The organism is Prauserella marina (assembly GCF_002240355.1).
Lineage (GTDB): Bacteria > Actinomycetota > Actinomycetes > Mycobacteriales > Pseudonocardiaceae > Prauserella_A > Prauserella_A marina.
This window is the reverse complement of the sequence record NZ_CP016353.1, coordinates 1,146,738-1,170,692: the sequence shown is the minus strand read 5'-3', so window position 1 is coordinate 1,170,692 and position 23,955 is coordinate 1,146,738. Positions and strand designations below refer to the sequence as shown.

Genomic DNA, 23,955 nt, shown 5'->3' with positions numbered 1-23,955 from the left:
ACGGACCGAGCAAGGAGCACCGATGGCGACAGTCGCCTCGCGCACCAGACCCCTTTCCAACAGACGTGCGATCGTGGCGATGTATGCCGGGCTCGCGCTGACCGTTGCCTCCGCAGTCATTCCGATACTCGCCGACGCCACGATCACCCGGCATCTGCACGGGGTCTACGACGGATACCTCGATCCCGCCGAGTTCGGCTCCACCCGGTCCGTGGTGCTGACCTACCTCTTCACCGTCGCCGCCCTCGGCGTGGTGTCTTGGCTGGTCCTGCTCCGAGCGACGCGCAAGGAAAAGCGGTGGGCGAGAACCGCGGCGACGCTGGTGTTTCTGGTCGCGGCCTGCCTTGCGGTCACCAATCTCCTCGTGACCGAGTACGACCAGCCCCTGCTTCCGCCCGTGATCGGCATCGCGGGATTGCCGCAGTGCCTGGCCGGCCTCGTCGCCGTCGGCTATCTGTGGACCCGGCGCCCGCCTGGCTGAGACGCTGAGACTCAGCGATTCAGGGCACCGCACTCAAGACAACGAGATCCGCGTTCGCGCATAGCGGAGCCGAACGCTTACTCCCCGCCGCTTACTCCTCCGCCGAGGCCAGCAAGCCGAACAGCGGGTCGGTGTAGTCGGGCAGTCTCCGGTAGACCTCGTGCAGGCGCCGGTAGACGTCGTGAGCCGCCGCGTCGGGCCGGAATTCGGTGCCCTGCCCCACCATCGCGCTCACCGCCTCGTCGAAGCCGCCGAAAAGGCCGAGCCCGACGCCCGCGCAGATCGCCGCGCCGAGTCCGGCCCCGCCGCGCGTGCGGATGGCTGGGCGGTCGAAGACGTCGGCGACGATCCGCATGAGGACGTCCGATCCCGCGCCGCCGCCGGAAACCAGTACCCGGTCGAATTCGGTTCCCAGCTCGTCGGCCATGGCGGATCCGTTGCCGTACAAGGTCATCGCGATCGCCTCAAGCACCGCGCGGTACAGGTGGAACGGCCCTTGTCTTCCGTCGAAACCGAGAAAAGCGCCTTTGCGAAAAGGCGCCTCGACGGGGGCCAGCCAGTCGAGCACGGCGAACAGGCCGTCGGACCCGGGCGGGACCTTCGCCGCCCCCTGGTTGAGCCAGTCCTCGTCTTCGTCGTCGCCGAGCAGATCACGCAGCCAGCTCACCGTCCACATGCCACGGCGGATTCCGTGGCTCTCGTAGAGGTATTCGTGAGGACGGCTCGCGAAGTTCGTCCAGAACGAGGTGGCACCGGCGACGTTGCGCGAACCGGTTGTCATGCCAGCGATGTAGGTGCCGAGCGACAACAGCAGCGTGCGGTCGTCACCGAGTCCGCCGCCGAGTGCTTCCACCGCCTTGTCGTTGGCCGTCGCGAACACCGGCAGTCCCTCGGGAAGGCCGGTGTGCGCTGCCGCCTCGGCCGTGACGGTACCCAGCCGGTCGCCTGGATTCACGAGATCGAACAGCATGTCACGAGGAAAATCGGGCTCGGCGACCCACTCCCAGCGGTCGGTGTCGATCGGCCACACGCCCTGGTAGTTCGCCGCGGTGTCGGTGAACCGGCCCGTCAGTCGCACCGTGAGGTAGCCGGACGAGGTCGTCACGTACCTCACGCCGGGGTCGGTGTGCTCGTAGGGCCGGGAGACCCGCTCGTCCATCCAGCTCTGCACGGGCCGCGCGAGCGTGCCGTCGGCGCGCAACATGGCGCGGCAGAAGCGGATCGTGCACAATCCCGCCCCGAGGATCTCCGAGGGATCGCCTTCGAAAGCCTCCAGCGCCGCGCGGGTCGCCGCGCCGACCGAGTCCCACAGATCGTCGTCGGGGTGCTCGACGACGCCCGGACGCGGGGTGTGGTTGGGGCGCAACGGAACGCGGGCGCTCGCGTGTACGGCTCCCTTGTCGTCGAAGACGGTGACCTTGGTGCTCTGCGAGCCGTTGTCGATGCCGAGGAGGTACCCCATTTACCGGTCCTCGACGGGGAAGATCGTTCCGGGGTTCATGATCCCGTTGGGGTCGTAGGCTTCCTTGAGCTTGCGCAGGATCGGGTACGCGGTGCCATGTTCCCGCTCCGTCCACGGTGTCCGGTACTTGCCGATGCCGTGGTGGTGGACCATCGAACCGCCACGGGCGAGGGTTTCCTCGACGATGATCGCGTTGAGCGGGATGTGGTACTTCGTGATCTCCTCGCGCGGCTCGCAATTGATCCGGTAGTCGTACACGAAGTACATGTTGGTTCCGGTCTGGTAGCTGTGCGAGGAATGCCCTCCGAGCATCGTGAGGTCGTCGGCGTGCGGGTATTCGCTGGTGATCCGTGCGATGACGGCGTCGTAGATGTCGCCGATCACCGACCAGTTCGCCGAGATCTCGGTGGTGTAGCCGAGATGCCGTTCGGTGAGCATGGCTTCCTGTTCGGCGCGGATCTTGTCCTCGCCCCAGTTGAGGTTGTCGAACCAATCTCGGATCAGTTCGGGGTCGACCCGCTGATGCCGGTAGCCGCCCACGACCTTTTCGATTTCGGCGCTCGTCGCCTCGGCGAGCGGCGCGGGTCCCTCCGCGAGGAACACGGCCACGCACTTGCCTCCGGCGAAGTGCGAGAAGTGCTGCGCGGCGTCCTGTTCGGAGTAGACCCTGGCCACCGACGGGTGGTAGCCGCCGGTGACGATCTCGCGCAGGATGTCGATGCCCGTCCGCACGTCGTCGATGAGGTAGCCGTGGAAGCGGTTGTTCTCCGGCTGGTAGGTGAACAACTTGACGGTAACCTCGGTGACGAAGCACAGCGCGCCCTCGTTGCCGATGACGACGTGCCGGATGTCCGGCCCGGCCGCACGACGCGGCACGTTCTTGATCCTGCCGACCGTACCGTCGGGAAACACCGCCTCCAGGCCGACGACCATGTCCTCGATGCCGCCGTAGAGCGTGGAGAACTGGCCGATCGAGCGGGTGGCGACCAGACCGCCGAGCTGGGCGAGCGGTTTGGACTGTGGAGAGTGGCCTGTGGTGAGCCCCAGTTCGCGCACCCGCTCTTCGAGTACCCGCAACGGGACGCCGCATTGGGCGGTTGCCTGCATGTTCACCGGATCGACGTCCAGCACCTCGTCCATTTCGGACCCATCGAGCACGACGGTGCGGGGAAAGCTGGTCTCCAGCCCGCCCTCGGTACCGGTACGCCCTGTCCTCGGCACGATGTTGACGCCGTGCTCGTTGGCGAAAGCCAGCACTCGTGCCACGTGCTCGGTGCTTCCCGCGTTGACGATCGCGACCGGGAGAGGACCGTCGTAGATCCCGTTGACGGCGGTGTACTTCTTGAACCGGTCGACGCTGGCCTCGCGCAGCGCCTGCTCATCGGTGTCGACCCGCTCAGGGCCGACGATCTCGCGCAGCCGGTCGATGATCGCGGTCGTGTCCATTTCTCGTGCGCTCCGTTCGGGTTCCTACATCGGGCTTCGGGTTACCGGGTGAGATAGCCGCCGTCGACGGTGAGGACGTGCCCGTTCACATAGTCCGACGCTCTGCTGGCGAGAAACACCACCGCGCCCATCAGGTCACCCAGTTCTCCCCAGCGACCGGCCGGAATGTGGTCGAGTACCCGCTGATTGGTGGCGGGGTCGGAGCGGGTCCGTTCGGTGAGCGGCGTCGCGAAGTAGCCGGGCGCGATGGCGTTGCACTGGACGTTGTGGGCGCCGAGCTCGTCACAGTAGGCCTTGGTGAAGCCGACGATGCCGTGCTTGGTCGCCGCGTAGGCGGGAGACATCCGGCCGCCGAGGAAGGAGAAGAGGGAGGCGATGTTGATGATCTTGCCGTGGCCCTGGTTCACCATGTGCCGTCCGGCGAGCCTGCCGAGTTCGAACGGGGCGGTCAGGTTCAACGCCACCATCGGGTCCCACTCGTCGCGGCCGAACTCGTCGACGGCTGCCAGCTTCGACACGCCCGCCGAGTTGACGAGGATGTCGACCGAGCCGAGGGTGTCCACGCAGGACCGCACGACCCGCTCGGGCGCGTCCTGCTCGGTGAGGTCGATCTCCATCGTTTCGAGGCGCGTCCCAGCCTCCTCGACCAACCCCAGCGTCTCGCCGCCGTCGTCGGCGACGCTCGGCGCGAAGACGTTCGCCCCTGCCTTGGCCAGCGCCACGGTGAAGGCACGGCCGAGACCGGTGTTGCCGCCCGTGACGACGGCATTACGGCCACGCAGCGAGAACAGGTCGAGGGAGAAGTCCTTGATGTCCATCGGGCGCCTTCCTCGGGTGGCTCGGCCTCACGCCCCCACCGTAACCGCCACGGCCGACGATCACGTGGTGGTGCTCGGAGTGAACTCTTCGGCGAACTGGACCGCGAGCGAGCAACCCTGGCTCCGGCCGGTCGCGTCGCGCTCGTAGACGGTCCGCACGGCGAACGTCGTCCGCTCGTCCATCGCAGCCAGTACGACACAGCTACGGTCGTCGGCCTCCGCTTTGAAGACAACGGCCTTCTGGCCGTCGACCTCCAGCTCCTCGAATTCGGCGTACTGCTCTGGGTCCAGCTGGCGAAGCGCGGTCGCGATGCCACCTCGCGGAGGTTCTTCCACACCGTGCCGCCCGTACGCGGACAGGCCCGTTCTCCTCGACGGCTGACGGCATCGCCGCGGTTCCTCGCACCTCGGTCGTGCCACATCCGGCCACGACCACCGGTGCGGCGACTTTCCTCGCCGCGAAAGCCAGGGGAAAGCCGCCCCGTGATCCTGGTCTACGGGAACGGCCCGTACCCGGAGTGCTCCGGTGTTCACGAAAACGACATGGGGATCTCGACGATGACGATACGAGCGGCGCTTCGCCGCACCACGGCAGTGAGCGCGCTGGGCCTGTTGCTGGCGGCCTGTGGCGGCTCGCCGGGCACCGGCGGTGGCACCGGCGCCGAAGGCTCGGGCGAGGGTGGCGACAGGGCCCAGGTGATCGGCTCCTGGCAGGACGAGTTCTGCCCGACCGTGCAGCCGGAACTCGCGGCGGAACGGATGTCGTCCTCCGAGTTCGGATTCGGCCCCACCTATATGCCGATGGGCAACGCGAGGACACCCAACACCTTCGACTGCGAGGCCGAGCCGATCATCAAGGTGCCCGACGCGCGCAACGACTACAAGGGCTACGTCGCCATCGCGGTGTACAACGGCAAGGAACCCGCCAGGAGCGGAGTCGAGGCGTACTACCGGGAACGCCTGGCAAAGTGGACCGAATACTACGAAGAGCTGGAACCCGGTCCGCAACGCACGAACCGTGAGGAGAACGACGCCCTGACTCCGTTCCTCGACGAGGCCATCGAAGGCCCGTGGGAAGAGGGCCACGCCTACGCGATCAACGCCGCCGGGGTGTACGACGGTTCGGCGTTCGCCGCCATCCGCACGAAGGACTACGCGCTGTTCGTGACCGTCGATTACCCGATGGACCGGGAGGTCAGAATGGCGAGGGACGCCTCCCAGAGCCGGGAGCGCAACGGTTCGACCGGCTTCAGCGAGGAGGAGATCGAAAGCCGCAGAGAGCTGCCGTTCACCGACGAGGAGATCGCCGAGTGGACGACCGGGGAGTACATCACGACCGTGTACGAGGCGATCGAGGCGAAGCTCGAAAGCTGAGCCCCGCGTTCACGCTTCGGACATCCTCTTCGCACCGTCCTTGATGGCTTCCCTGATCCGGAAGTACGTGCCACAGCGGCAGATGTTGCGCAGGCCGTCGAGATCGGCCTCGGTAATCTCCCTTCCCTCGGCCGCCGCCCGGCGCACCAGCGCGACGGCGGCCATGATCTGGCCGGGCTGGCAGTAGCCGCATTGGGCGACGTCGTGATCGAGCCACGCCCGCTGCATCGGGTGCAGCTGCTCGCCCGAGGTCGCCGCGAGCCCTTCGATGGTGGTGACCTCGTCGGTCGGCCGCAGGTCGGCGACCGGTATCGCGCAGGGATTCACGGCCCGGCCGTTGAGATGGCTCGTGCACGCCTTGCACACGTTGATGCCGCAGCCGTACTTCGGCCCGGTGATGCCGAGGATGTCCCGCAGTACCCACAGCAGGCGTTCTTCGTCGGCGACGTCGACGACGACCTGCTCGCCGTTGACGCGGAAGGTGTGTTCCGGCACGCGATTCTCCTTACCAGGCATGGGAAATCCCGTCCGTCGGCGAAGGGGGAACCGGCGGGACAGCAGGTTTGGGCTCGAAGGAAAGCCGCGCGTGGTTGACGGGGAAACTCGTCGGCATGGTCCCCGTCGCACGGCCGTAGGCACAGGCGACGGCCGCCGTGGAGGCCGCGACGGCGAGTTCCCCCGCCCCGCCCGGTTCGTCGCTCGCGCTCGGTACGACGATGATGTCCAGTCGTGGCGGGGTGTTCCACTGTCGCGTGTAGAAGTAGTTGTCCCAGCTCGCTTCGAGGAAGTGTCCTTCGCGCAGGTGCAGGCTGGAGGTCAGGGCGAGCGCGATGCCGTCCATGATGCCGCCCATCATCTGCGCTCGCAGCCCACGGGGATTGACGACGAGGCCGGTGTCGACGGCGAAGACGACCCTGGTGACGCGGGGTCCCGCGACTCCGTCGCGGACGGGCCTTTCGACGGTCTCGGGACGGCAATCCAGTTCGACGAAACACGCGCTGACCGACTTGTACTCGGCGTGAAAAGCGATGCCGTGCGCGATGCCCTCCGGTTCCGGCGCGCCCCAGCCGCCCGCTTCCGCCGCTCGCTCCAGCACCGCGCGCGAGCGCGCGTCCCTCAGAAAGTCACGACGAAACTCGTAGGGATCCTTTCCCATTCTCGCGGCGAGCTGGTCGACGATCAGTTCCCTCGCACACGTCACGTCGGGCGAGTAGACGTTGCGCATACTGCCGGTGTTGAAGCCGCGATCCGTCTCGGCGAGCAACCGCGTGCTGAGCCCGAAGTCGTAGGACATCGTCTGGGACAGCTGGAAGAACGTCTCGGCGAAACCGATGTCGCCGACCGGCAGTCGCGCCGCCGTGGCCGTGATGATCTCACCGAGGCCGTGGCCGAGATCGGTCGAGACACTGGTGTGCCGCTGGCCGAAGCTGGTCACCGTGTTGCCCACGTAGGTCGCCCGGATTCGCGAGGTGGCCATGGGATGGGTGCGGCCCTGTCTCGTGTCGTCGGCGCGATGCCACATCAGTTTGACGGGCTTGCCGAACTTCCGGGACGCCTCGGCGGCTTCCAGTGCCGCGTCGAAGAACAGCTTGCGCCCGAAGGAACCCCCGCCTTCGGTGACGTGCACGGTGACCGCGTTCTGCGGCAACCCGAGCCGGGCCGCGATGGCCTGCTTGGCCACGATGGGCGACTTGAGCGACGACCAGATCTCGGCGCGTCCTTGCCGGACGTCGGCGATGGCGCAGTTCGGTTCGAGCGCGCTGTTGCCCCGGAAATGGAACGTGAACCTGCCCTCCACCGCGCCGACGAGCGGTGGTTTCGGGGCCAGCGGAAGTTCGGCGGCCCGTAGCTCGGCGAGCACGGTGTCGTCGGATTTGCCTTCCGCGGTACCAGGTTTCCAGGACACCCGCAGTGCCCGAACCGCGTCGATACAGCGCCCGAACGTCCTCGCGCGCACGGCGACGCCGGTGCTGATCGCGGCGACGTCGGTGACCCCTTCCATCGCGCGGACCTCGGCGAGGTTCGCCACCGCACCCGGCTTTCCGTTGATGGTCGGCGCCCTGCACACCATCGTCGGCAACGCGCCGGGAATGTCGAGATCGAGGGTGAAGACCTTGCGCCCGGTGACCGCCTCCAGCGCGTCGACCCGGTTGTGCGGTGTTCCGATGACCGTGAACGCCTCGCGGCGGCGCAATTCCACGGTGACCGGTTCGGTGCGGGCGCTCGCCGCCGCGACGGCGAGTTCGCCGATACCGATACCGCCCGCGCGGCCGGGGACGGAGACGATCCCTTCGCGCGACTCCAGTCGCGTGGCCGGGACACCGAGTCTCGCCGACGCCGCTTCGAACAACCGCAGCCGTGCCACGGCCGCGGCGACCCTGACCGGGACGTAGGTCGAGATCGTCGTGTTGGAACCGCCGGTGAGCTGGTTGAATACCAGCTCCGGCCGCGCGTCGGCCAGCGTCACGCGCACCTTCGGCACCGGGACGCCGAGTTCCTCCGCGATCAGCATGGCCGTCGAGGTGGTGATCCCCTGCCCCACCTCGGCTCGCGGCAACGCGAACGACACGGTGCCGTCCCCGCCGACCTCGACGGTGATCAGGTTGGCCGTCGGCAATGCCGCGAGGGTCATCATGTCGTTGAGGTCGACGACGTCGGTGATCTCCGGTGACGGCAATCCGAGCGATCCCGGAACACCGGCCTTTCCCTGCGCCGCCGGTGTCCTGCCGAACTCCGCCGCCGCGACGAGTGTCGGGGCGGCCAGCACGTAGCCGAGAAACCGCCGCCTGCCGATGACGTGCCGCATCCCGCGTCACTCCGGCCGGTTGTGCGTGGGAATCTCGATCTTCGTCTCCTTGCCTTTGGTGAGGTAGAAGAGAATGTACTGGCGAAGAGCTTCGTCGATGGTCCACGCGGCTTCCGGAACCAGCGGCAACGGCACCAGCCCCTCACGGAATCTCACCAGCAGCGGCCACATCTGCGGAAGCAGCCTGTCCCACACGGGTTCGCGCGGGATGCCGTCCCAGTCGGCCACCTGATCGCCGACGAGGTAGCGCGCGAGCGCGTTGCACAGTGGACGGCTGATGCTCGCCGGACTGGTCTGCTCGGCGAGCTGGCCGAGCAGGATGTCGGTGAGTTTGACGCCTTCCGGGGTCGGGCCCATGTTGCGGGGAAGGATCTGGTCGGACTGCGCGTAGGCCGCTTCCCAGTCGGCCGGAATGTACTCTTCCTTTATTCCCAGCAAGTACGCGGTCACCTGCCACACGTGCAGGTACGCGTCGGAGTCCGCCTTGCTGATGGGAACGTTCCACTCCCGCATCTTCCTCATCGCGAAGGTCGGCAGCGTGTGCCAGGTGACGAGCATGTCCTCCTGCGAGATGGGAATGTCGCCCTTCCAATGTGGAGACTGCTGCAACAGATGCCGCACCGCCGCGTGCACGAGCCGGGTCTTGACGCATTCGATCACACACGAGCCTCCCGGCCGGTAGGCGTCGAGCGAGCCGACGGCGAACCCGAACAGGCTCGTCTTCGCGACCCGGTCCTCCATGTCGGCGCCGCCCGCCGAGTAGTAGACCGAACGGGCCTCGTTGGGAATGGCGGTCGCGAGGATGCCGCCGCCCGGACCGTTGCACAGGTTGAGGTAGATCCCCCTGCTCTTGTTGAATTCAGCCGCGCGTTCGAGTTTGTTCTTGTCGGCCCACGGTGGCATCCGGCGGGCGTGTTCCATGAAGTCCCGCAAATCCGATGGCAGCCCCGCAGGCAGCGCCTGCTCGTTGCGTTCCCAGTTCCACAACAGTTCGTTGACCTTCGGGATGACGCCACGGTCGAGCAGTGAAGCCAGCAACGGGTCGGCTTCCTCGTCCCACACCCAGCGGGGGTCGGCACCGGCCCCCGATCCCGCGACGGAGCCGCTTGGCTGCCACGTCCACCGCAGCGGCGAGCGCGCCTGTGCGGGCGAACTCGTCCCCAGCGCGCCGAGTGCCCCCAGCGCGCCACCCGAGATCAACGCCGAACGCCTGCTGAGCCTCGCCATGTGCTGACTCCTCTCCGAGCCGGAAATTCGTGAATCGAGCGTGAGAAACGGTGGTGCCGTGCGGGGTCAGAAGGGCCGGTTGCCTTCCGGGATCTCGATGCTGATCGGCCGTGCCTCCGACAGGAACAGCAGCGCCGCCCTTCGCAGGAACTCGTCGAAGGTCCAGTAGGCCTCCGGCGCGAGCGGGAACGGCAGCAGACCTTCGCGGACGGCGACGAACGGCCCCCATGCCGTGCGCAGCAACGGATCCCACAGTGGTTCCCTCGGGATCTCAAGCCAGCCCGCGATCCGGTCGCCGAGCATGAATCGGGTGAACGCGCCGAGAACGGGTTTGCTGAGGATGCCCGCGTCGATCTCGGCGCCGAGGTTGAGCAGGATCTCGGCAAGCCGGATTCCCTCCGGCGTCGGGGCGAGCACGGGGTCGAGCACCTGTTTGGCCTGTGCGTTGGCCTCGTTCCACGAGGCGGGGATGTACTCGTCCATGATGCCGAGCAGGTGCGCGCCCACCTGCCACGAGTGCAGGAAACCTTCGGATTCGGCCGAGGCGATCGGGACTTTCCACGCGGTGAGCTTCTGCATGACCGTCGTCGGCAGGCTGTGCCAGGTGACCATCATGTCCCGCTGGCTGATCGGGATGTCCTCGTCGGCCGCGCCCGACCAGTACGGCGACCGCGGCAGCAGGTGCCGGACGGCCGCGTGCACCAGCCGCGTCTTGACGCAGGTCACGATCATCTCGCCGTCGGGCCGGTAGGCGTTGCGGGCACCGATGTCGTAGCCCAGCTTGGCGGTCTTGGAGATCCGGTCCTTCATGTCCGCGCCGCCCTGCGAGTAATACACCGCGCGGGCTTCCTTCGGGATGACCGTGCTCATCATGCCGCTCGCGAGCCCGTACAACACGCCGAGATAAAGGCCGCGCTTCTCGTTGAAATCCACCGCTTTAGCGAGCTTGCCCTCGTCGGCCCAGGACGGAAGACGGCGCGCGTTCTCCATGAAGTCCCGCAGGTCGTTCGGCAGTCCTTCGGGAAGGGGCTGGTCGTTGCGAGTCCACGTCCGCAACAGCTTGTTGACGGCGGGGACGTCACCCCGGTCGAGCAGTGAAGCGACGAGCGGATCCGCTTCGGGATCCCATACCCACCTTGGATCGGCGCCGTTTCCGGCACCCGCGACGGAGCCTCGCGCCGACCAGGTCCACAGCGACTGTGCCTGTGCGGGAGCCGTCACGCTCAGAGCGCCGAGCGCGCCGAACGCCCCGCCCACTCTCAGTGCCTTACGCCTGTTGAGCTCTTCCATGCCGGACTCCTCCTTGAGCCAGGAAACCCCAGTTGATACTCTGATACACGGCGTGGAACCTTGTATCAAGGAGACCACAGACGGGAAGAAAAGACCAGACGTCGCGCTTCGATTGTTCGATCAGGAAAGGCAACCGTGGAACCTGTACTGTCCGCTGTCATGGCGTCCTCGGAATCGGAGTCCTTGCTGGATCGCGCGTTCGCGGAAGCCACCGAGCGCGCCGACGATCACGACGAGACCACCGAGCGCCTGCTCACCGCGGCCTACGATCAGTTCCGCCGCACCGGAATCCGAAAGTCCACTATGGAGGATGTGGCGAGAAGGGCAGGCGTTTCCCGCGTCACCGTCTACCGCAGGTTCGCCAACAAGGACGCCCTTGTCGAACACGTCGTCCGGCGCGAGTTCCGCCGCTACTTCGACCAGTTCCTCATCGACATCGAGCGGGCCGAGAACGTCGCCGATCGCGTGACGATCGGCTTCGCGAGCGCGTTGCGGGCCATTCGCGGCAACCCGCTGATCGGTGGCCTGATGGACGTCGAGCCCGACGTCGTCATCCCTTCCATGGTCGGCGACGGCGGGCAGACCATGGCCACGGTGCGAAAGTTCGTCGCGGGCCAGCTCCGCCGCGAGCAGAGCGCGGGCAACGTGGCCTCCGGCGTCGACGTTGATCTGGTGGCCGAGCTGATGGTGCGGCTGTCAGCGTCGTTCCTTGTCACGCCGAGCCTGCTCGTCGACCTCGACGACGAACACCAGGTGCGCGACGTCGCCCGCAGGTTCCTCGTCCCGATGCTGTTCCCGCCCGGGTAGGGAGCCCGGGAGTCAGGCCGGGGACACGAACAACTCGGCCAGCAGCGCCGCCGCTTCGGCTGGCGCGCGGACCTCGATCCGCAGCACGGGACCGTCGAGGTGGAGCCGGAAGTCGAAGAACGGGCAGCACCGCTGTTCCGAGGCGGCGAGCTCGGCGATGCGCGCGGCGCGCTCGGCGGGTACGACGAGGCGCACGCCGTCGAAGGTCTGCTCGTGGCAGGCTCCCGACAGCGCCGCTTCCCACTGTCCGGCGCGCTCGGCGACCTCGGCACCGGTGAGCGAGCACGCCACCGGCGCGCTTCGCCAGCGCTCGCCATCGGCGAGCGAGGCGCACCGGGGACCGCACGGGCCTTCGTCGTCCGGCAGGGCTTCGAGCCCTTCCAGCGCCCCGCGGGCGGTGGAGATGAACGCCGCCAGTTCCTCCGCGCGCCGCTCGGCTCGCGCGATCCCGGCCGTGATCCGTGGCCGCAGACCGGCCTTGACCTGTCCGCACCCGCCCGATTCCCACAGCGGCAACAGATCGGCGATCTCCTCCAGTGGCAACCCGAGGTGCTTCGCGGCACCGATGAAGGCAAGCCGGTCGACGGCCCGCTCGTCGTAGGCGCGGTAACCGGCCGCGGTCCGCTTCGCCGGAAGCAGTCCCTCGGTCTCGTAGAACCGCAGGGTCGTCGCCGGGACTCCGGTGCGCTCGGCGAGCTGCGAAATCCGCATCATGCTGCCCATTCCCCGAAGGTAAACCTTCGACCCCGCTCGAAGGTCAAGCCCGCCGCACGACGGCGCGGAGACTGATCGCGAACCCGAGCACGCACCACACCAGCAGCACCGCGAGATCTCGCCAGCTCGCTGTGTAGCTGTCGGAGATCAGTCCCGCGCGGAGCAGATCCGCTGCCGGCCGGAACGGCAGCCAGTCGTGAACGGTCTGGAACCACTCCGGCAGGCGGCTCGCGGGAAAGGTCACCGGCGAGAACAGCATCACGAAGAACACCAGTACCTGAGTGGTGATCTGGGTCAGCAACGGAGGAAGGACCACGGCGATCGCATAACCGACCGAGGCCGCGGTCACCGAGGTCAGTGCGGCGGTGGCGACGAGAAGCGGCCAGTCGAAGACGTAGCCGAAGTCGTAGCGCAGCCACGCCACGATCATGGCGACGGCGATGCTGGGCAGCGCGACGCCCAGCCACACGGTCAGATCGGCCAGCAACAGCAACTGCCGGGGCACCGGTTGCGCGCGCAGGTAGGTGAAGGTGCCGCTCGCGCGCGCCTGCGCGACGCCCATCGGCACGATGACCAGTCCCACGACCATGAGCAGCACGGTGGGCGCGCCGGTCGAGAGGAACTGGGCCGACGCGGTGTCGATACCGGGAACGAGGAACCCGAAACCGATGATGATCCCAGCGGCGAGCAGGGCCTCCACGGCGATGACGAACGGCAGCATCGGCCCCGTCTGACCGAACGTCCAGCGCAGCAGGGTCGCGTAGGTGGTCCATAGGCCGGTACGCGGCGGCACGGCCACGCGAGCCACAGTGGACGGTGTTTCGACGGCCGCGGTGTGCTCAGGCATCGCCGGACTCCTTCGCGTTGTTCCCGCCGGTGACGGCGAGGTAGACGTCCTCCAACGTGACCGGGGCCAGCGCGTAGCCCTCGACGCGCTCGTCCTCGCGCTGGGCGGAGGCCCACGCGACGGCCTTCTCCGCGTCCTCGGCGCGGACGGTCAGCAGCACGCGCCTTCCCGCCCTGACCCGCCGGGCGACGGGGAACGGGATCTCGGCACCGGTTTCCGAGGGATCGATACCGTCCGAGGTGAGTGCGAGTTCGAGCCGCAGATCGTGATCGCCCGCTCCGCGAAGCCCGCTCGGCGAACCGGCCGCGACGACCTTGCCCTTGTCGAGTACGACCAGATCGTCGACGACGCGCTCAGCCTCGGCCACGTTGTGGGTGACCAGCAGTACCCCCGCTCCCGCGTCGCCGAGACCTCGGACCTTCTTCCACAGCAGCCTTCTGCGAGCCGCGTCGACGTCGTTGGTCGGTTCGTCGAGAATCACCAGCGGTACGGGTGCCACGGCGGCCATCGCGAACGCGGTGAGCCTGCGGACCCCGCCGGAAAGCCCGCCGCCGTCCGGCATCGCCCTGCGGTCGAACCACTCGGTGATGTCCAGTTCCTCGGCGACGGCTCGCGCCGCGGCGGCGGCCTTCGCGCGGGACATGCCGCGAAGCCTCGCCGCGATCTCGATCGCCGTCCGCGGGGTCAGCCCGTCCAGCGGTGCCTGAGCCTGGGCCTGCAACGCCACGCACCGGCGGGCCGTGCCCGGTTCGGCGATCGCGTCGGTCCCGGCCACGGTGATGGCCCCTTCGTCGGGCCGCAGCAGCCCCACGACCTGGGAGACCAGCGTGGTCTTGCCCGCGCCGTTGTGCCCGAGCAGGCCGACGACCTCGCCTGGCCGCACCCGCAGCGTCACGCCGTCGTTCGCGGCCACGGCGCCGAATCGTCTGCTGAGGTTTTCGACCTCAAGTACTCCCTGGACCACGTTCCTCACCTCCATCAAGATACCAATGGAATCAAGATACCATCGGTATCTTGATATCGTCAGTATCTACATGCTGGAGGTATGATCCGGGAATGGATCAACGCCGCACGGCTCCCCGGGTACGGATGACGCTCGCCGAACGAAAGCGGGAGACGAAGGACGCGCTCGTCCTCGCGGCGCTGTACGCGTTCGCGCGGGACGGTTACCACGCCGCGAGCCTGGAGGCGATCGCCACCGAGGCCGGGTACTCGAAAGGCGCGATCTACTCGAATTTCACCGGCAAGGCGGAACTGTTCCTCGCGGTCATGGACTACAACCTGGAAGCGCTGCGAAGCGACGACTGGGACCCGCTCACCGCCGAGCACGCGCGCGACACGGCCGCCGCGCCCGAAGCGGACGCGGCGACGATGGTGCGGGGAGTCGGGCTCGCGACACTGGAGTTCATCGCGACCGCCGCGAGGGACGAAACCCTCGCCGAGGCGCTGCGCCGACGCGTCCAGGCCATGGTCGACAGCTACCAGCAGGTCGCGGCCGAAGCCGTGCGAGAGGACGAAACTCTCGCTGCCGACGATGTCGCGCGCCTCATGGCCGCGCTCGACCAGGGAGCGTCCATGCTGACGCTCAGCGGCATCACCGCCATGGACGGCACGCTGCTGCGCACCGGGCTACGCAGGTTGCTCTCGCCGGAGCAAACCGCGCCCGAACAGGGCGAGCGCGGCTTGCCACTGCCGGTCGTCGAGCGGGTACAGCGCCTGATCGGCAACCCGGACAGCGCCTGAACGCGGCGCGAAGGGCTACCCGGCCGATTGGTGGCTTCCGTAGGGCACGGCACGCACGAGCGTCACCCGCACCGTGGCACCGCTGGGCACGACATAGGACCGCTCCTCCCCCTGTCTTGCCCCGGTCAGCGCGCGGCCGAGCGGCGAATCCGGCGAGTACACCTCCAGCTCGTCCGCCTTCCCGCCGTCGCGCACGCCGAGCAGGAACGTCTCCGGCTCCGGATCGTCGTCCAGCCGCACCGTGAGCACCATGCCCGGCTCGGCGACGCCGTCGTCGGGCGGCGTCTCGCCGACCACCGCGTTGTGCAGCAAGTCCTCAAGCTGCCGGATCCGGGCCCTGAGGTGCCTGCCGTCGACAAGGCGCTCCCCGTCGTCAGGCGCGTCGGCCTCGTCCCGCTGCCTGCACAGCGCCTCGTATTCACTGCTGACCCTGTCGTAGGCGTCGGCGGTGAGCCACACACGTTTGGTCTCGTTCATCATTTTTCCTCGTCGAATGGGGTGCCCGGCGTATTGCGCCTGAGCAGCGTTGCGTTGGCGTCCTCGGCGAAGCCGGCCGCGACCCGTTCGAGAATGGTGCGCTGAGTACGCAGCAACACGTTCTCGCGGCGCAGCCACTCCAGTTCGGCTCGCTCGCTTTCGGCGAGCGGCTTCTCGGTGGTGCCTGGGGTGTTCGGGGTCTCGGCGGGGTCCGTGCGCTCGTGGTCGGCACTGTCGTCACTCATGGTGTCCGCTCCCTACCCGGCTCCCTGTCCGGTCAACGCAGTGGATCGAAGTCGCGCAGTTCGCCAGGCGGGTCGCCGGTGGTGATCTGCTCGGCAAGTAATCGCCCCGAGACGGGGCCCTGGGTGAGGCCCCACATCCCGTGGCCGCCCGCGACGTAGACGCCGGGCGCCGCCGTCGCGCCGATGACGGGTTTGCCGTCGTGAGTGACCGGGCGAGGCCCTACCCACTCGTCGGTGCGCCGGTCCCAGTCGACACCGGAGAGAAAAGGGCGCGCCGAGGCGACGATCGCCTCGATCCGGGCGGGCCGCATCGCGGCGTCCGGACCCCGGAACTCCATGGTTCCCGCGACGCGCAGCGCCCCCTTGTACGGGGTGCAGGCCACCCGGATCCCCGGCAGATAGACCGGTCCGGGAACGGGTTCGTCGACCGGCACGGTGAACGAGTAGCCACGACCGGCCCTCACCGGCACCGCGACCCCGAAACGGCGGGACAGACCGTCGAGCCACGCCCCTGTCGCCAGCACCACGACCTGCGCGGAAACCGAACCGGTCGACGCTGAGCGCACCGAGACGGCGTAGCGCCGCGGGCGCACGTCCACGACCTCGAAACCGCTGCGGATGACACCGCCTCTCGCGCGAACGGAGTCGGCAAGGGCGGCGGTGAACGCGCCGGGGTCGACGTAGCGTTGCCCGTCGACTCGCACGGCGGCGCCCATCCGCCCGGATGCCTGCGGCAGCCAGTCGGCCAGCTCGGAACCGGTCAGCCCGCGATAGGACACGTCCTGGCCGACGTCACGGAGCCGTTCAAGCTCACCGATCAGGCCCGCCGCGCCCTTCTGGTTCTCGAAGAGCGCCGTTACCGGAGCCTGCATGGCGCCGACGTCGACGCCGGCCCCCGCGAGCTGGTCGAACGCCTCAAGGCTCTTGCCGCTCAGCGCGAGGTTCGCTTTCGCGACGCGTTCCCATTCCGGCCACCGGCAGCGCACCGCGAAGCGCAGCAGAAAGCGCCAGAGAGCCGGGTTGGGCGTCATGGGCACGTGCAGTGGTGCCGCGCGGTCGAACAGGGAACGGATCCCGAACCGCAGGACGCCCGGCTCGTTGAGCGGCAGCGCCAGCGCAGGCGAAAGCCAGCCCGCGTTCCCCCACGAGGCACCGGCGCCGACACCGGCACGGTCGACGACCGTCACCTCGACACCACGTTCCTGTAGGAACCACGCGGTGGACAACCCGAGCACCCCGGCGCCGACGACGACAGCCGTCCTCGGACCGCGCGCGCTCCAACCCTGCCCCGTCATGATCGCCTTCCCTGTGCCGGACCCTTCTCCGTGAGCATGGGCGAAGACAGCCACGGCACGGTTGTCCAGAACGAACAAAAGTTGCCGACCAGCTTGTTCAATTCGGACAGCTACACTGAACGGATCCGTGGGACGCCCTTGATATCGAGTACGCGAGGCAGGTCGGTGGAATGGTCAGGCTCGATCGTCTGATCAACGTGCTGGGCGGCTACGGTGTGCGGGTCGCGGGCCACCTCGGCGGTCGCGACGCCGAACTGCACAGCGTCGCCATGCACGATCCGGCCACCGACAGCCCTTCGGTCGGCGACGCGCTGCTGACGGTCGGCGTTCCCGAACCGGCCCATGCTGTCGAACTGGGAATCGCGGCACGGTCGAGGGTGGTCCTGCTGCGCACCGGCGAACCCGGCACCGAGGACGCCCTCGCGCTGGCGAAGGAGCACGAGATCTGCCTGCTGCTCGTCGATCCGCGCGTGTCGTGGAGCCAGATCGCCAGCGTCGTGTACGGGCTGGTGCTTGAGGGCAGGGAGACGGAGGCCGGGAGAGGTCCCAGCGACCTGTTCACCCTCGCCGACAGCATCGCCATCGCGGTGGGCGCGCCGGTGACCATCGAGGACCAGCTCTCCCGGGTCATGGCCTATTCCAGTGTTCAGCGCGACGCCGACCCCGCGAGGCTCGACACGATCCTCGGCAGGCGGGTGCCGGGCCCGGTGCGGGCGCTGTTCGAGCGGCGCGGCGTGTTCACCCACCTCGCGGCCTCCGACGAACCGCTCTTCGTCGCCGACGCCCCCGATCACGGAATGCGCGGGCGCACGGTCGCCGCGGTGCGCGCGGGCAGGGAACTGCTCGGCTCGGTGTGGATCGCGTCCGAAACCCCGCTCGACGCCGGAAGAACACGGGCGCTGGCCGACGGCGCGCACACGGTCGCGCTGCACCTGCTGCGCTCCCGCGTGAGTGCGGACCTCGAACGGCAGGTCGAGGGCGAACTGGTGATCCAGCTTCTCGAAGGGACCCCTGACGCTGCCGCCGTCATCGGCAAGCTCGGCCTGCCTCCCCGAAAGCACAGGGTCATCGCGTTGCAGGCGCACACGAGTGAGCGCAACGCGGCGGTACTGCTGGCTTTCGAGCGCGCCACCACGGGCTTCGGCTGGTCGCGTCCAGGAAGGACGACCCTGTTCGGCAACACCGTCTACACGCTGTTGCCCTGCGACGACGATCCGGCGCCCGCGTTCGGCTGGATCAGCGAACTCGCCCGTGGACTGCCCGGCCACGTCTCGCTCGCGGTCGGCATCGGCGCTCCCGCCGACCCAGGCGAACTGCCCGCTGGCAGGAAAGAGGCCGACGAGAGTCTCGCGCTCCACACGACCCGCACCGGCACCACCCCGGTGTGTTACGACGAATCGTGGGACGAGATCCTTTTGCAGCGGCTGCGCACCGCGGCGACCGTCGGCCGCATTCCGTCGAGGGGCCCGATCGCGGAACTGGCGAGGTACGACGAGACACACTCGGCCCGGTTGCTGACGACACTGCACGCGTGGCTTGAGGCGCAGGGCGACCTCGCCACCGCGGCCGGGCGACTCGGCGTCCACCCCAACACGGTCCGCTACCGCCTCAAGAAGATGACCGAAATCGCCGACCTCCGCCTCGACGATCCACGTAAACGCCTCGCGATGCTCATCACGCTCGCGATCGGCGACCACACTGTCAGTCCACAGTAGACACGATCGCGGTCGCGAAAGCACGGACGAGGTCCGACGGAGAAATCATCGGCTCGCGATCATGCCCCCTTGCGCAACGACATGTTCGCGGATGGCCGCCGCGCCGGATTCGGCGAGCCAGCCGGTGAGAGTCCGCAGTCCGGGGTGGATCACCCGCAGGGCTTCGATGTCGGCGTGCCAGCGGTCTCCGGCAAGCCAGCGGCGCCGGGTTTCGGCGACGTCAGGGCCGATCGCGGCGACCTCGTTGCCGGTGAGTTGCTCATACCGGACCGGGATGCCGATCGCGTCACCGATCGCGGCGGCGGCCTCGACGGGCGTCGGCTGATCGCCCGCCAGTTCCAGCGTCCGGCCCGCGAACCGCGCCGGATCGGCGAACGCCAGCGCGGCGAACTCGGCAATGTCCTCCAACGCGACGACCTGCATGGGCTCGTGCGGCGAGAACAGGTGCCGGTGCACGCACTCGGTGCCGTTGCCTCGGCGGATGCCGTCGATGCCGATGCCCGCGAAGCCGAGATAGTTGGTCATGAACCGCACCGGGCGCAGCACGGTGGGCAGCGCGACCTGATCGAGCAGGTATCGCTCGATCAGCGCTTTCCCTTCCCTGCCAGGCGAGTCGTCCGCCATCGACGCGACGGTGCTGAACACCACCTGCTCGACACCCTTCGCGGTCGCCGCGTCGATCAGCCTCTTGCCTCGTGCCACTTCGAGTTCGGGTTCGATTCCGGTGGCCCCGTACGGAAGGGGCGGTATGGCGAACAGGGCGGCGGCACCGTCGAGGGCGGTGAGCAGGCTCTCCTGATCGTCGAGGTCACCACGCGCGAGCTGAGCACCGGCGGCGGCCAGCGCCCTTGCCGATGGAGCGCTCGCGTCGCGGACAAGGGCCCGCACCGGGCGCCCCTCGGCGAGCAGCCGCCTCGCGGTGGCGCCTCCTTGTCTGCCCGTGGCGCCGGTGACGACGACTGGGGAACCGGGATCAAGGGCATTGCGAGCGGTCATGACGTCCGTTCCGTGGTTGGTGGATACTGGCATGATCCGGAATGGTCAACCCGGTTGCCTTCCCCGAACAAGGATTACGTGACATGACAGCGTCCCCCGCAGGCGCCGGACGCGCCGATGCGCGCCACAACAGGGAGATCGTGCTGCGCACCGCGGCGAGGGTATTCGCCGAGGAAGGACTGGAGGTGTCGCTCAGCCGGATCGCGCGGCGCGCCGACGTCGGCGCCGGTACCGTCTACCGGCACTTTCCCAGCAAGGAAATCCTGGTCGAGACCGTGCTCGCCGAACAGATCGAAGGTCTCGTGCGCGCGGCGGACCGGTGGCGGACCCGGGCCACGCCCGGTGACGCGCTGTTCGGATTCCTGCTCGAAGTCATCGAAACGTCGGCGGGAAGGCACAACGCCTGCGACGCGCTCACCACGGACCGGGACTGGCCGCACGCGGTGCTCGACGCCGCGAAACGGCATTTCGACGAAGCGCTGGACGTCTTGCTGCGCAACGCGGAACGGGCCGGAGCGATCCGTGCCGACGTGCGAACCGAGGACCTGGTCGCGCTCGCTTCCGGCGGCGCGGCGCTGTACTCGGCACACCGCAACCGCGCGCGCGGCATGCGGTTCGTCCGGCTCCTGCTGGACGGGTTGCGCGCGCCCGCCGTCACGGAAGCAGCCAGATTTCGTGACAACCATCCGCACCCGCGTCACGAAACCGCGGACGGCCCGCGACACTGCGAGGAATGCGGGGCGCGGCTGCGGATCCGAGCCTCCGGCAGGCCACCCCGCTACTGCGGTCCAGCCTGTCGCCAGCGTGCCCACAGGAGGCGGCTCGCCGGCTGACCACGCCGCGCCCGGCGCGGCAAAGCTCAGTCGAGAATCCGGACGTACCCCTCGGTGCCGTTGACCTGAATCCGCTGCCCGTCCTTGATCGACCGAGTGGCTCGCGCGACCCCGACGACGGCGGGCAGGCCGTACTCCCTCGCGATCACCGCTCCGTGCGTCATCAGGCCGCCCAGCTCCGTCACAAGGCCGTCGACGGCGACGAACAACGGCGTCCAGCTCGGATCGGTGAAGGAGGTGACCAGGATGTCGCCCTTCCTGAGGTCGGCCTTCGCCATGTCCACGACGACCCTCGCCCTCCCCTCGACGACACCTGCCGAGACGGGCAGTCCGGCGAGCGCGCCTTCCGGCAGATCCTCGTGCCGGTACTCGCCCACGATGACCTCACCATCAGAGGTGACGACCCTCGGCGGCATGAGCGCCTCGTAGGACCGGAACGCGGCTCCGCGCTCCTCGATGAGCGCGCCGTCCGCCTTCCCCGTGCGCGCGATGTCGTGGAACTCCTGGAATTTCAGGTAGAAGACGTCCTCTTCGGCACGCAGCACGCCCGCTTCGACAAGACGCCGCGCTTCCCGCAGCAAAGCCCGCTTGTAGCAGAAGTACCGGCTGATCATGCTGTACTTGGGGTACTCGCGGTATCCGGCGAAGGTGCGGATGCGGTCGATCATCCGCTTGGTTCGCTCGGCCTTGTCCTCGCCGTCCGGCACGGCACGCAACCGGGTCAGCAGTTCCTGTTCCTTCCGGCGTGCTTCCTCAAGCCCCAGCTCGAATCGTCGCTTGCTCTCGCCGGGTTCGAAGTTGGCGACGTTGCCGAGGATCATGGGCACGAGCATGGAGGGCCGTTCGCTCCAGCGCGTCCTGGTGATGTCGATCTCGCCTGGACAGCGCATGCCGTAGTCGGTGAGGAACCCCGCGATGGCCTCCCTCACCTGGCTTCCCCCTTCGAGCGCTTCGAGTTCGCCGAGGAAGCGCTCGCCCTCGCGCTCCTCGTCGGCCACCTTCCGCAGGAAGGCGACGACGTCGGCGTGCGGCCGGATGACGTCGGCGACGTCGAGCAGCGCGAGTCCCATTTCCGAGGTGACGTTGTGGGACACGGACTGGCTGAGCACGTCGGCGGCGTTCTTCTCACCGAGCCACTCACCGAGATTGTCGTTCAGCCACAAGGTCGCCTCCATCGCGGCGGCGATCGCCTGATTGCTGCGCGGATCGAAAAGGATCCGCTTCATTTCCGCGATGTCGGCCAGGACGAAGTCGAACAGAGCCGGTCCCGAAAGGGGCTCGATCTCGCGCCGCAGAGTGGCAATCGAGTCCTCGCTACTCGTGATCAGTTCTCTGACGATGGCCGGGTCGGTCTCGATGGTGGAAGGCGTGGTGCCGGGAAGCGCCCTGCCGTCATCGGCATTGTCGGCACCGTCGGAAAGCGATGGGACGAAGTCGCCTCTTTCGACGATCGCCCGCAGCGCGTCCCTTGTCAGTGGGTCGGATCTGCCCAGCGTCCCCAGCAGGCCCTCGCGCCCCTTTCGCGTGGCGAGCAAGGGAGCGACATCGACGAACAACCGTCCGCCTGCCTCGTGCATCTCGGCCATCGTGGTCAGCAACCACATGGACAGCCCAAGCGGCTTCATCGCGTCGGTCATCATCTGCTGGTGACCGACGGAGACGTAAACGTGATTGTCCTCGTCCTCGATCACCGGCAGCGGGAACAGCGTCGTGATCGCCCTGCTCTGGACAATGTGGAACTCGTTGTCCACAATGCACCATTCGATGTCCTGTGGCCCGCCGAAATGTGCCTCGGCACGTCGTCCCAGCCGCACGAGGCGCACGGCCTGTTCGTCCGTGAGTACCGGTGTCGTCCTTCGTTCCGGTTCGACAGGTGTCCGCTCTGTGCCGCCTCCCGCTACCGCGCGCACGGCCACCCGTTTCGTGGCCACCGACGTGCCGACCACCTCGTCGTCGCGCACCGTGTAGACGTCGCCACTCGCCGTTCCTGACACCAGTGCCTCGCCGAGCCCCCACGCGGCCCCGACGGTCGCGACCTTCCGGTTCGAGGTCACCGGGTCCGCGGTGAACAGGATGCCCGCCGCGTCAGGAAACACCATCCGCTGCACGACGACGGCCATCCGCACGCTCCGCTGACCGAAACCGTTACGCAGCCGGTAGGTCACCGCCCGAGCGGTGAACAGCGATGCCCAGCAGCGCCGGATGCGCAGGATCACCTCGTCGGCGCCGACGACGTTCAGATACGAGTCCTGCTGGCCCGCGAAGGACGCGGTGGGCAGGTCCTCCGCCGTCGCGCTCGACCGCACCGCGAAGGCCGCCCGCTCCCCGAAAGGGGCGAGCGCTTCGCTGATCTCCGCGACCAGAGCGGCAGGCAGCGCGGCGCCCTCGACGGTGCGGCGAATGTCCGCGCTCAGTGCCGCGATCGCGGCACGGTCCGCCGGGTCCACACGCGACAGCCGACCGAGCTGGTCCTCGATCGACGGCACTCCTGCCATGACCCCGCTGAACGCCTCCGTCGTCACGCAGAAGCCCCGCGGCACGTGGATGCCCTCGATGCGTGAGAGTTCGCCGAGGTGCGCCGCCTTGCCGCCGACGTCAGCGACGTCCGCCGTGCCGATACCTTCGAGCGGCAGCACGCCGCCAAATTCCGTTTCGCGACCCAATTCGCTGCTCCATCGTTAGCCGGTTCGGTGTGAGACCGGCAGTATGGATCAGAATTCAGCGCCTCATGAGGTTCGCGATTCCGGTATAAACTGAAAGGGGAAAGGCAAGCATTACTCCCCTCGCTCGTACGAGAGCACCACGGCGCCGGAGGCGAACTCGCGGCGCCCCGCCAGCCGCCAGGTGCTCTTCGGATATGGAGTCTGAAAGAGTGGCGTCCCCTCACCCAGCAGTACCGGGTTGAGGACGAGACGAATCTCGTCGAGCACGCCCGATCGCAGTAGCTGACTCGCGGCCGAGCCGCCCGCGAACACGGCGATGTCCCGTCCCTGCTGCTGTTTGAGCTGCCCGAGCGCCGCGACCGGGTCGTCGCCGAGCAGGTGGGAGTTGTGCCAGCCGGTTGTTTCGAGCGTCCGGGAGAGGATGTACTTGGGCAGCTCCCGCATCGCGGACCGTTGAACGGCGGTGACCTCGTCTCCCGCCGTCGGCCAGTAGGCGGCGAGCTGCTCGTACGCGGCGCGGCCGAACACCATTCCGTCGATCGACTGGAGCAATTCGTCCAGGTACCGCTGGAACGCCTCGTCCGCGAAGTGCCAGTCGATGTTGCCTTCCGCGTCGTCGATGTATCCGTCCAGCGAAACGTTGATGTGCGAGAAGATGCGACGCACCTGCTGTTCCTTCCTGAGCAATGGACCGTGACGGTCGAAGCCTCACTTTA

At 68.1% G+C, this 23,955-nt stretch carries 23 protein-coding genes; 6 read left to right on the top strand and 17 right to left on the bottom strand.

Going from position 1 to position 23,955, the window contains the following annotated elements:
* The first annotated feature begins 22 nt into the window (after positions 1 to 22).
* Positions 23 to 481, top strand: a complete 459-nt coding sequence (locus tag BAY61_RS05335) for a hypothetical protein (RefSeq protein WP_091799193.1) — start codon at positions 23 to 25, stop codon at positions 479 to 481.
* A 91-nt stretch (positions 482 to 572) separates the two neighbouring features.
* On the opposite strand, the gene BAY61_RS05330 is transcribed toward BAY61_RS05335, so the two are convergent.
* From BAY61_RS05330 to BAY61_RS05315, 4 genes are read right to left on the bottom strand one after another with little or no spacing between them, the layout of a single operon-like run.
* Positions 573 to 1,943: an FGGY-family carbohydrate kinase gene (locus BAY61_RS05330; RefSeq protein WP_091799190.1), complete on the bottom strand. Its 1,371-nt coding sequence runs from the start codon at positions 1,941 to 1,943 to the stop codon at positions 573 to 575.
* On the bottom strand, positions 1,944 to 3,389 hold the full coding sequence (locus tag BAY61_RS05325) for an FAD-binding oxidoreductase (protein WP_091799187.1): 1,446 nt from the start codon (positions 3,387 to 3,389) through the stop codon (positions 1,944 to 1,946). It lies immediately after the preceding gene.
* A 41-nt stretch (positions 3,390 to 3,430) separates the two neighbouring features.
* Positions 3,431 to 4,207: an SDR family oxidoreductase gene (locus BAY61_RS05320; RefSeq protein ID WP_091799184.1), complete on the bottom strand. Its 777-nt coding sequence runs from the start codon at positions 4,205 to 4,207 to the stop codon at positions 3,431 to 3,433.
* A 60-nt stretch (positions 4,208 to 4,267) separates the two neighbouring features.
* Complete coding sequence (locus BAY61_RS05315) at positions 4,268 to 4,543, bottom strand: DUF3558 domain-containing protein (protein WP_091799181.1); 276 nt, start codon at positions 4,541 to 4,543, stop codon at positions 4,268 to 4,270.
* 222 nt (positions 4,544 to 4,765) lie between these two features.
* Here BAY61_RS05315 and BAY61_RS05310 point away from each other — a divergent pair, with 222 nt between their 5' ends.
* Positions 4,766 to 5,581 carry a hypothetical protein gene (locus BAY61_RS05310; RefSeq protein ID WP_143021335.1) on the top strand — a complete coding sequence of 272 codons (816 nt, stop codon included), beginning with the start codon at positions 4,766 to 4,768 and terminating at the stop codon, positions 5,579 to 5,581.
* A gap of 9 nt (positions 5,582 to 5,590) precedes the next feature.
* Here the strand turns inward: BAY61_RS05310 and BAY61_RS05305 are convergent, their stop codons facing one another.
* The 4 genes from BAY61_RS05305 to BAY61_RS05290 all read right to left on the bottom strand — a co-directional run bounded on the left by BAY61_RS05305 (position 5,591) and on the right by BAY61_RS05290 (position 10,904).
* On the bottom strand, positions 5,591 to 6,076 hold the full coding sequence (locus BAY61_RS05305; RefSeq protein ID WP_091799175.1) for a (2Fe-2S)-binding protein: 486 nt from the start codon (positions 6,074 to 6,076) through the stop codon (positions 5,591 to 5,593).
* A 10-nt stretch (positions 6,077 to 6,086) separates the two neighbouring features.
* Complete coding sequence (locus tag BAY61_RS05300) at positions 6,087 to 8,387, bottom strand: molybdopterin cofactor-binding domain-containing protein (RefSeq protein ID WP_091799173.1); 2,301 nt, start codon at positions 8,385 to 8,387, stop codon at positions 6,087 to 6,089.
* Between the two features lie 6 nt (positions 8,388 to 8,393).
* A complete protein-coding gene (locus BAY61_RS05295; protein WP_091799170.1) occupies positions 8,394 to 9,614 on the bottom strand; it encodes an oxygenase MpaB family protein in 1,221 nt (406 codons plus the stop codon).
* 66 nt (positions 9,615 to 9,680) lie between these two features.
* Positions 9,681 to 10,904, bottom strand: a complete 1,224-nt coding sequence (locus BAY61_RS05290; protein WP_091799167.1) for an oxygenase MpaB family protein — start codon at positions 10,902 to 10,904, stop codon at positions 9,681 to 9,683.
* Between the two features lie 159 nt (positions 10,905 to 11,063).
* Here BAY61_RS05290 and BAY61_RS05285 point away from each other — a divergent pair, with 159 nt between their 5' ends.
* Positions 11,064 to 11,711 carry a TetR/AcrR family transcriptional regulator gene (locus BAY61_RS05285; RefSeq protein ID WP_091800669.1) on the top strand — a complete coding sequence of 216 codons (648 nt, stop codon included), beginning with the start codon at positions 11,064 to 11,066 and terminating at the stop codon, positions 11,709 to 11,711.
* A 12-nt stretch (positions 11,712 to 11,723) separates the two neighbouring features.
* On the opposite strand, the gene BAY61_RS05280 is transcribed toward BAY61_RS05285, so the two are convergent.
* Genes BAY61_RS05280 through BAY61_RS05270 form a run of 3 tightly spaced genes read right to left on the bottom strand, consistent with a single transcriptional unit; the run spans position 11,724 to position 14,245 of the window.
* Entirely contained in the window at positions 11,724 to 12,434 is a 711-nt protein-coding gene (locus BAY61_RS05280) for a MerR family transcriptional regulator (protein ID WP_245865818.1), read from the bottom strand.
* A gap of 34 nt (positions 12,435 to 12,468) precedes the next feature.
* Positions 12,469 to 13,272 carry an ABC transporter permease gene (locus tag BAY61_RS05275; RefSeq protein WP_091799163.1) on the bottom strand — a complete coding sequence of 268 codons (804 nt, stop codon included), beginning with the start codon at positions 13,270 to 13,272 and terminating at the stop codon, positions 12,469 to 12,471.
* Positions 13,265 to 14,245, bottom strand: a complete 981-nt coding sequence (locus BAY61_RS05270; RefSeq protein ID WP_245865816.1) for an ABC transporter ATP-binding protein — start codon at positions 14,243 to 14,245, stop codon at positions 13,265 to 13,267. The genes BAY61_RS05275 and BAY61_RS05270 overlap by 8 nt, the downstream gene beginning before the upstream one ends.
* Positions 14,246 to 14,328: 83 nt before the next feature.
* On the opposite strand from BAY61_RS05270, the gene BAY61_RS05265 reads away from it, so the two are divergent.
* Positions 14,329 to 15,015 carry a TetR/AcrR family transcriptional regulator gene (locus BAY61_RS05265; RefSeq protein WP_091799157.1) on the top strand — a complete coding sequence of 229 codons (687 nt, stop codon included), beginning with the start codon at positions 14,329 to 14,331 and terminating at the stop codon, positions 15,013 to 15,015.
* Between the two features lie 15 nt (positions 15,016 to 15,030).
* On the opposite strand, the gene BAY61_RS05260 is transcribed toward BAY61_RS05265, so the two are convergent.
* Genes BAY61_RS05260 through BAY61_RS05250 form a run of 3 tightly spaced genes read right to left on the bottom strand, consistent with a single transcriptional unit; the run spans position 15,031 to position 17,032 of the window.
* The gene (locus BAY61_RS05260; RefSeq protein ID WP_091799155.1) at positions 15,031 to 15,495 is read right to left on the bottom strand and encodes a GreA/GreB family elongation factor; all 465 of its coding nucleotides are present in this window, start codon (positions 15,493 to 15,495) and stop codon (positions 15,031 to 15,033) included.
* Complete coding sequence (locus BAY61_RS05255; protein ID WP_091799152.1) at positions 15,492 to 15,737, bottom strand: hypothetical protein; 246 nt, start codon at positions 15,735 to 15,737, stop codon at positions 15,492 to 15,494. The genes BAY61_RS05260 and BAY61_RS05255 overlap by 4 nt, the downstream gene beginning before the upstream one ends.
* A 32-nt stretch (positions 15,738 to 15,769) precedes the next feature.
* On the bottom strand, positions 15,770 to 17,032 hold the full coding sequence (locus tag BAY61_RS05250; RefSeq protein ID WP_091799149.1) for an NAD(P)/FAD-dependent oxidoreductase: 1,263 nt from the start codon (positions 17,030 to 17,032) through the stop codon (positions 15,770 to 15,772).
* A gap of 170 nt (positions 17,033 to 17,202) precedes the next feature.
* On the opposite strand from BAY61_RS05250, the gene BAY61_RS05245 reads away from it, so the two are divergent.
* The gene (locus tag BAY61_RS05245) at positions 17,203 to 18,747 is read left to right on the top strand and encodes a PucR family transcriptional regulator (RefSeq protein ID WP_091799146.1); all 1,545 of its coding nucleotides are present in this window, start codon (positions 17,203 to 17,205) and stop codon (positions 18,745 to 18,747) included.
* Positions 18,748 to 18,792: 45 nt separating this feature from the next.
* Here BAY61_RS05245 and BAY61_RS05240 read toward each other — a convergent pair whose 3' ends face one another.
* Positions 18,793 to 19,776, bottom strand: a complete 984-nt coding sequence (locus tag BAY61_RS05240; protein ID WP_211323464.1) for an NmrA family NAD(P)-binding protein — start codon at positions 19,774 to 19,776, stop codon at positions 18,793 to 18,795.
* A 50-nt stretch (positions 19,777 to 19,826) separates the two neighbouring features.
* Between BAY61_RS05240 and BAY61_RS05235 the strand changes: the two genes are divergently transcribed.
* Positions 19,827 to 20,576 carry a TetR/AcrR family transcriptional regulator gene (locus tag BAY61_RS05235; RefSeq protein ID WP_091799141.1) on the top strand — a complete coding sequence of 250 codons (750 nt, stop codon included), beginning with the start codon at positions 19,827 to 19,829 and terminating at the stop codon, positions 20,574 to 20,576.
* Positions 20,577 to 20,602: 26 nt separating this feature from the next.
* Here the strand turns inward: BAY61_RS05235 and rph are convergent, their stop codons facing one another.
* Both rph and BAY61_RS05225 read right to left on the bottom strand, forming a co-directional pair.
* Positions 20,603 to 23,212, bottom strand: coding sequence for a rifamycin-inactivating phosphotransferase (gene rph / locus BAY61_RS05230; protein WP_091799138.1), 2,610 nt, complete (start codon positions 23,210 to 23,212; stop codon positions 20,603 to 20,605).
* Between the two features lie 138 nt (positions 23,213 to 23,350).
* Positions 23,351 to 23,905, bottom strand: coding sequence for a dihydrofolate reductase family protein (locus BAY61_RS05225; RefSeq protein WP_170140082.1), 555 nt, complete (start codon positions 23,903 to 23,905; stop codon positions 23,351 to 23,353).
* Positions 23,906 to 23,955: the final 50 nt, after the last annotated feature.

What these genes read in the sequence shown, in the direction of transcription:
- BAY61_RS05335 (WP_091799193.1), top strand. Translation starts at nt 23, where the DNA reads ATGGCGACAGTCGCCTCGCGCACCAGACCCCTTTCCAACAGACGTGCG.
- BAY61_RS05330 (WP_091799190.1), bottom strand. Translation starts at nt 1,943, where the DNA reads ATGGGGTACCTCCTCGGCATCGACAACGGCTCGCAGAGCACCAAGGTC.
- BAY61_RS05325 (WP_091799187.1), bottom strand. Translation starts at nt 3,389, where the DNA reads ATGGACACGACCGCGATCATCGACCGGCTGCGCGAGATCGTCGGCCCT.
- BAY61_RS05320 (WP_091799184.1), bottom strand. Translation starts at nt 4,207, where the DNA reads ATGGACATCAAGGACTTCTCCCTCGACCTGTTCTCGCTGCGTGGCCGT.
- BAY61_RS05310 (WP_143021335.1), top strand. Translation starts at nt 4,766, where the DNA reads ATGACGATACGAGCGGCGCTTCGCCGCACCACGGCAGTGAGCGCGCTG.
- BAY61_RS05300 (WP_091799173.1), bottom strand. Translation starts at nt 8,387, where the DNA reads ATGCGGCACGTCATCGGCAGGCGGCGGTTTCTCGGCTACGTGCTGGCC.
- BAY61_RS05295 (WP_091799170.1), bottom strand. Translation starts at nt 9,614, where the DNA reads ATGGCGAGGCTCAGCAGGCGTTCGGCGTTGATCTCGGGTGGCGCGCTG.
- BAY61_RS05290 (WP_091799167.1), bottom strand. Translation starts at nt 10,904, where the DNA reads ATGGAAGAGCTCAACAGGCGTAAGGCACTGAGAGTGGGCGGGGCGTTC.
- BAY61_RS05285 (WP_091800669.1), top strand. Translation starts at nt 11,064, where the DNA reads ATGGCGTCCTCGGAATCGGAGTCCTTGCTGGATCGCGCGTTCGCGGAA.
- BAY61_RS05280 (WP_245865818.1), bottom strand. Translation starts at nt 12,434, where the DNA reads ATGGGCAGCATGATGCGGATTTCGCAGCTCGCCGAGCGCACCGGAGTC.
- BAY61_RS05275 (WP_091799163.1), bottom strand. Translation starts at nt 13,272, where the DNA reads ATGCCTGAGCACACCGCGGCCGTCGAAACACCGTCCACTGTGGCTCGC.
- BAY61_RS05265 (WP_091799157.1), top strand. Translation starts at nt 14,329, where the DNA reads ATGGATCAACGCCGCACGGCTCCCCGGGTACGGATGACGCTCGCCGAA.
- BAY61_RS05260 (WP_091799155.1), bottom strand. Translation starts at nt 15,495, where the DNA reads ATGATGAACGAGACCAAACGTGTGTGGCTCACCGCCGACGCCTACGAC.
- BAY61_RS05255 (WP_091799152.1), bottom strand. Translation starts at nt 15,737, where the DNA reads ATGAGTGACGACAGTGCCGACCACGAGCGCACGGACCCCGCCGAGACC.
- BAY61_RS05250 (WP_091799149.1), bottom strand. Translation starts at nt 17,032, where the DNA reads ATGACGGGGCAGGGTTGGAGCGCGCGCGGTCCGAGGACGGCTGTCGTC.
- BAY61_RS05245 (WP_091799146.1), top strand. Translation starts at nt 17,203, where the DNA reads ATGGTCAGGCTCGATCGTCTGATCAACGTGCTGGGCGGCTACGGTGTG.
- BAY61_RS05240 (WP_211323464.1), bottom strand. Translation starts at nt 19,776, where the DNA reads ATGCCAGTATCCACCAACCACGGAACGGACGTCATGACCGCTCGCAAT.
- BAY61_RS05235 (WP_091799141.1), top strand. Translation starts at nt 19,827, where the DNA reads ATGACAGCGTCCCCCGCAGGCGCCGGACGCGCCGATGCGCGCCACAAC.